The organism is Bradyrhizobium sp. GCM10028915, assembly GCF_042666195.1.
Taxonomy (GTDB): Bacteria; Pseudomonadota; Alphaproteobacteria; order Rhizobiales; family Xanthobacteraceae; genus Bradyrhizobium; species Bradyrhizobium canariense_D.
The window spans coordinates 1-4565 of record NZ_JBHTFN010000056.1; the positions used below are offsets into that span (position 1 = coordinate 1).

The window sequence follows — 4565 nt, forward strand, 5'->3', positions numbered from 1 at the left end:
GTCGTTGGTCGCCACAGAGCCCGTGATGGTGCTGTCTTCCAGACCGCTGTTGGTGTCGGCAACCGCAACCGGCGTGTCGTTGGTGCCGGTCAGCGTGATCGTCACGGTCTGGGTGGCCGTTGAGCCATGACCATCATTGACAGTAACGACAAAGCTCTCGGTCACGCTCTGGCCCGCAGCGAGGTGCTGCGCGGCCACGTTGTCAAGGTTGTAGTGCCACTGCACCGACCCGTTGGCGGCATTTGCCGCCTCGCTCACCGGACCAAGCGAGAAGGTGCCGAGCGCAGTCGTGTTGGCTGGCGCAACGACGAATGTGGCGGTATGCCCGTCGCTTAGATCCACGTCAGTGAAGCTGACCGTGCCGGCTGCGGTCAGAGAATCCGACGGGTCCGGCGTCGCCGGGGCATCCTCGACCACTGTGCCGGCCTGAACACCAGAGGTGACGCTAACGACGTCATTCGCACCAGCTATGGTGATGGCGACGTCCTGAGTGACCGTCGAGCCTTGGCTGTCGCTCACTGTCACGGCGTAGTGCTCGACCACGCTCTGGCCCGCAGCGAGGTATTGCGCGGCCGCGTTGTTCAAGTTGTAGTGCCACTGCACCGAGCCGCTAGCAGCGTTGGCGCCCTCGCTCACCGAATCAAGCGAGAAGGTGCCGAGCGCGGTGGTGTTGGCTGGCGCGGCGACAAACGTCGCGGTATGCCCGTCGCTCAGATCCACGTCGGTAAAGCTGATGGTGCCGGCCGTCATCAGGGAATCCGACGGATCCGGAGTCGCCGGGGCGTCCTCCACCGCCGAGCCGCTCTGGACACCCGAGGTGATCGACACGATGTCGTTAGTGCCGGTGATCGTGACCGTCACCGTCTGGGTGGCTGTCGAGCCGTGGCCATCATTGATCGTCACCACGAAACTCTCGGCGACGCTCTGGCCCTCGGCGAGGTACTGCGCAGCCGCATTGTTCAAGGCGTAGTGCCACTGCACCGACCCGTTGGCAGCATTGGCGGCCTCGCTCACCGGATCGAGCGAGAACGTGCCGAGCGCGGTAGTGTTGCCGGCCCCGGCGACAAACGTCGCGGTATGCCCATCGCTCAGATCTACGTCGTTAAAGCTGATGCTCCCGGCCGTAGCCAGGGAATCCGACAGACTTGGCGTCGACGGGGCGTCCTCCACCACCGCGCCACTCTGGACACCCGAGGTGATCGACACGATGTCGTTGGTGCCGGTGATCGTGACCGTCACCGTCTGGGTGGCTGTCGAGCCGTGACCATCATTGATCGTCACCACGAAACTCTCGGCGACGGTTTGGCCTGCAGCGAGGTACTGCGCAGCCGCGTTGTTCAAATTGTAGTGCCACTGCACCGCGCCGTTGGCGGCATTGGGCGCCTCGTTGACAGGGTCGAGCGAGAAAGTGCCGAGTGAAGTGGTGTTAGAAGAAGCTGCTGCGAACGAGGCCGAATGCGTGTCGTTGAGATCGGCGTCGTTGAAACTGATAGTGCCGGCCGCGCTCTGCGAATCCGAGACATCGGGTGTGGCATTCGCGTCTTCGACCACCGAGCCGCTCTGCGGACTCGATGTGATGAAGACCGAGTCGTTTGCCCCATTGAACTGGAGTGTCACGGTCGCCCAACTGAGCGTGCCATTGCCCAGCTGGATCGCGTAGGTGAACGTGTCAGTCAGCGTTTGCCCGGTCGCGAGCGCCTGAAGCTGAACGTTGATGTCGCCCTTGTCGTAATGAACGGTGCCGTCCGCTTCGATCCAGATGCGTGCACCGAGGGCGCTGCGGTCACCGGTTGCGGCCATTCCGGCGGCATCGCTGCTGTACGCTACATCTTTGACCAGTAAGTCCGCTGGTGCGTAGTTTTTGGTGGACGCGGAGGAGCTCATTCCATCGTCCAGGGAGAACAGCGTCTTGGCCGCGCCCCCAAGATCATTTGCCAGCACGTTCAAGATGAGAATGTTGCTGGCGTCTTCCGCAAACGAGAAAATGTCCGTGTTGGCTTGCGGAGTATTGCCGAACGAAACCGTGCTGCCGCCGCCCGTTGCCTGCGTCGCCATAGCTTAAATCCTCTGGATGATGCGCCGTCCGCATTCGCGGACCGGCACAAATTGCACAATGGCGCGGGGATGATCGGCCGTTGCCTTGCCTATGCTGCTGAAGAAAGATGCCGAGCTACTCAGCATGCCTATCGTCCTGCTCAGCGGTTCGTGCCGCTCAAGCCTGTTTAGGGCTAGAGCCGCTCCGAGCTTGCGAGCGAATGTCGTGCGCAGGGTCGAGCGCCCGACAGCTGCCATGTTTGCAAACCGCAAACTTGGCTGGATCGAAAAATCGAAAATTGACGGAGAAGAATTCGAAATTTCCCGCGCCCGAGTGAACATTGCTACAAAATGCGTGCACGTCATTCGCAACCTCGCCTGCCAATGCAGAGCAGAGAGCGTCGCCGCAAAATCAATTCACGCAAATTGGTAGCGCCCGCTCGAACGGCGATAGGTCCGCCGACCGCAGCTCCATCAACTGCTGCCAAGTTACGCGAAAGATCTAGCGGTATCCCCCTTGCCCATCGTGGCCAGTGCTTGGCCGCCACGTTTGGCAATTATTGATTTTGCAATATTCGCCACTTCAGAAGCGACCACCGTGGCCAAGAAGCGTCACGATCATCCACTCCCCGATTAAATCAAACCTATTTTAAATTAAAGCGCCAGTCTATTTATTTATTTATACGCCGCATTTAATGATTAATGCATCAAAATCAAGAAGAAGGAGGCTCTTGCGCCACTCCTTGCGAGGCGACTCCGGAATTTTACGGCTTTTACCCTGATGCACTCCGTCCGCGAGATGGTCATTGCTTCGCGTAGTCGACAGTCGCAGGGAGCCAACTGGAGCCAAACTCAGCCCTATCTGCGAAGACGAGGCATGAAAGCAACAGCCTCGCAATGCGTCGCGCGTGATTATTAACTTACGCACCCGACGCGCTCCAGGTCCGCCCGCCGTGACGCGGCGAATTTGGCTTTCAATGTGATGCTGGTCATCCTCATGGAGGGCGGCAGCCGTCATTGTCGCCGGGGGCCCACGTTCCAGAGTGTGAGACCATCGGCGGGACTCAAGGGTGGTGCGCTCCTAGAGCGAGGCGCGTAGCCAGACCGCTGACGCAACCCAACTGCTGGGTTATCGCTCGGTAGCCGTCGCACGTGCCCTGGAGGGCGGCGAGAAGAGTCCTCGGCTAGGATTTCTGACGTTCCGATGCTCGCGCATGAAGCTTCGCATCTCGTGCTGCCGTCCCGTGCAGTCTCGTTCGCTTTACCGCGCAGCGGGGGTCGGCGAGCAAGCATTCGAAATCGATGTGAAGCTTAAACCGAAAGCAGTTCCCGGTCGGCTTACAAATGGAACCAAATTGACCGCCATTAAATGAGAAATTTGATTATGTCATATAATCATGATGACTCCATCGCAAAAACGAAAAATATGTTGGGGGAAAACATGGGAGGTTGAAATGGAAGCTGCCCGCCGCCTGCGTGCAATGGCGCTGCTGTGCCGACAGACTGCCGCACTCCAACCTGAGAGAAGCTGGAAACTGCTTGCAGAGGCAGAGTACTGGGAGCATCTGGCGGCTGCGGCTTCAGCTCATTGAGCTTCGGTGGAGTATTCTTTATCTTTCGCTTTTCGTCGACTTCTTACTTCAAATCATTTTCTGAGGCATGTGATGTCGAGTACGCGTCAGATTTTTTCTAGTGCTGTTCTGAATGAACGGCACCAGGCGCTTCTGGAGGAGCTTAGAGAGGTGGAGAAGCTTCGACGCAAGCTCCGACATGTAGAAGCAAGAACGATGGGCAGAAGACGGCGTACCAAAGCGAGCGGCGGAGCAAGAGCCGTTTAGAGACGGCCGGGACCGCAGTAGCGAGCCTTGGTGACGACGTCGCTGCGACATGTCGGCAACCAGCCAGGCCGGGGTGCCTCACAATGCTCGAACTAACTCGGCGGCGAGACCGGCCGTCGATTCAGGATCGCGCGTTAGCTCCGACCTTCATTCGACGTTGCACTTCGGAACACAGCAACGAGTCGATCGCCTTGCCAAAGCTCAACGTCGTGCTCGTCATGCATTTGCTCGGCTCGGCGTCTCGCCGCCTGCTCATCAATGCAGTCGAGCTTTGCAGCGCAGATCAGTTGCCGGCTGCCGTCCACCACGAACACCTTGTACCGCATAATGCAGTCCAATCCCAAAGGCGACCGTCATCGTACTCGAATGTCCGTCTAAGGCACGTGCCAAACTAGGCGTGGCGCACGGAATCTTTGTACGTGTGGCAGTTCGACTATACCGGCTCGTGGAATCCATTGATTGCGCGGCGGATGTACCTCGCATCTAAGCTAACGTAATCTCCACGCATGCCGAAGCGTGCGGCTCGAGCTCAAGAGCGAGAGGCCACCAAGCGTCATCAGCAGCACACCGAACCAGGCCGTCCAGCTGGGCGCTTCGCCGTGCGCCTCTGCAGTGCGCGCGCCCAGCGGCATATCTTGAGGTGCGTCGGCGAGAAGCTGCCCAACGTCGACTTGGCCCGGCACGGAGTGTTCG

3 protein-coding genes and 1 pseudogene are annotated in these 4565 nt (G+C 59.2%); 1 reads left to right on the forward strand and 3 read right to left on the reverse strand.

The annotated features are described in order from the left end of the window. Positions 1-2055 (reverse strand): VCBS domain-containing protein (locus ACFQX9_RS29115; protein WP_377791237.1); only part of this gene is annotated, 2055 nt, incomplete at its 3' end. A gap of 91 nt (positions 2056-2146) precedes the next feature. On the opposite strand from ACFQX9_RS29115, the gene ACFQX9_RS29120 reads away from it, so the two are divergent. Beyond that, entirely contained in the window at positions 2147-2467 is a 321-nt protein-coding gene (locus tag ACFQX9_RS29120; RefSeq protein WP_377791238.1) for a hypothetical protein, read from the forward strand. A gap of 1539 nt (positions 2468-4006) precedes the next feature. Here the strand turns inward: ACFQX9_RS29120 and ACFQX9_RS29125 are convergent. Both ACFQX9_RS29125 and ACFQX9_RS29130 read right to left on the reverse strand, forming a co-directional pair. Then, positions 4007-4198 carry a hypothetical protein gene (locus ACFQX9_RS29125; protein ID WP_085348210.1) on the reverse strand — a complete coding sequence of 64 codons (192 nt, stop codon included), beginning with the start codon at positions 4196-4198 and terminating at the stop codon, positions 4007-4009. A 162-nt stretch (positions 4199-4360) separates the two neighbouring features. After that, a pseudogene (locus ACFQX9_RS29130) lies at positions 4361-4565 on the reverse strand (hypothetical protein); the annotation flags it as partial.